The sequence below is a fragment of the Clostridium cibarium genome, assembly GCF_014836335.1.
Classification (GTDB): Bacteria; Bacillota; Clostridia; order Clostridiales; family Clostridiaceae; genus Clostridium; species Clostridium cibarium.
Genome location: NZ_JACSRA010000068.1, coordinates 1 through 1,469, shown reverse-complemented (window position 1 = coordinate 1,469; position 1,469 = coordinate 1). Strand labels below are relative to the sequence as shown.

The window sequence follows — 1,469 nt, the reverse complement described above, 5'->3', positions numbered from 1 at the left end:
GAATGTAGATAGATTTGTGTAAAACAAATCTACTACATTCTTTTTTTGTATTGTTTGATGGTAGATTTGGAATAATATACTTGAAAATAATGAAGGAGGATTCCAAATGAAAGTACCAGATATTAATTATCAAGAAGAAATTAAAAAGTGTAAAAGTATGGATGATGTTGTAGGAAAGAATGGATTGATGCAGAAGTTATTAAAAGATGTTATGCAACAATTACTTGAAGCTGAAATGGATGAACATTTAGGCAGAGAGAAGTATGAAAGAACTAATGGTGAATCTGAAAAGAATTATAGAAATGGCTATTCGAAGAAAGATGTCCGAAGTAGTTATGGGGAAGTTCCTTTAGATATTCCACGAGATAGAAAATCAGAATTTGAACCAAGAGCAATTCGAAAGTATGAAACAGAATGCAGTGAATTAGATAAAAAAATAATTGGCTTGTATGCACGTGGAATGTCTACAAGAGACATTCAATCCGAACTCGAAGAGCTATATGGAATAGATGTTTCTCCATCAATGATATCGAAAATAACTGATAAAGTTATGGATGCGGCAGCAGAATGGCAAAACCGAATGTTAGACCCAGTATATCCTATAGTATATATGGATGCAGTCCATTTTAAGGTAAGAGACGAACATAGAATTGTTTCTAAAGCAGCATATATTTGTATGGGAGTTGATATGGAAGGTTATAAAGATATTTTAGGAATTTGGGTAGGCGAAGCTGAAGGAGCAAAATTTTGGTTAAACGTATGCAATGATTTAAGCAATCGTGGTGTTAAGGATATTTTAATTGCATGTATGGATGGCTTAAGAGGTTTACCAGACGCAATTAGAGCTGTTTTTCCAAAGGTGTGTATTCAAAGTTGTATAATACATCAAATAAGAAATTCCATAAAATATGTCTCTTATAAAAACAGAAAAGAATTTATGAAAGATTTGAAGCTTGTTTATAAGGCAGATACAGAAGAAATTGCGCTAGCGCAGCTCGACGAGTTGAAGCAAAAATGGGATAATCTTTATGATACTGTAATTGATTCATGGTATGAAAACTGGGATAAATTATCTACATATTTTTCTTATACTAAAGAAATTAGAAAAATGATTTATACCACTAATACACTTGAAGGTTTTAATAGGCAAATAAGAAAATTTACTAAGATTAGAACAGTATTCCCAACTGATGATTCGTTACGAAAATCATTGTATTTAGCAACAGATCAGATTATGAGAAAATGGACTTCACCACTTCCCAACTGGGGTGTTACACTTTTAAAATTTGAAATAATGTTTAAAGAAAGAATCAACGAAGCATTAGCAGTATAGTTTGTCCAATTTATGAAATTGTGTATATATTATCTCTTTTTGCACAAACTAAAAATATAGTACTATCCAGTTTTAGTATTTGAAAAGAAAGATAAAAATATAACTGGAAATGAAATTTCCAGTTATAAAACATATC

At 30.8% G+C, this 1,469-nt stretch carries 1 protein-coding gene; it reads left to right on the top strand.

The genetic code is table 11. The annotated features are described in order from the left end of the window. Positions 1 to 106: 106 nt before the first annotated feature. Positions 107 to 1,333 (top strand): IS256 family transposase, encoded by a 1,227-nt coding sequence (locus H9661_RS19325; protein WP_143318649.1) that lies wholly within the window; start codon positions 107 to 109, stop codon positions 1,331 to 1,333. The last annotated feature ends 136 nt before the right edge of the window (positions 1,334 to 1,469 follow it).

Excerpts from the sequence above, each read along its gene's own strand:
- H9661_RS19325 (WP_143318649.1), top strand. The coding sequence starts at position 107 with ATGAAAGTACCAGATATTAATTATCAAGAAGAAATTAAAAAGTGTAAA.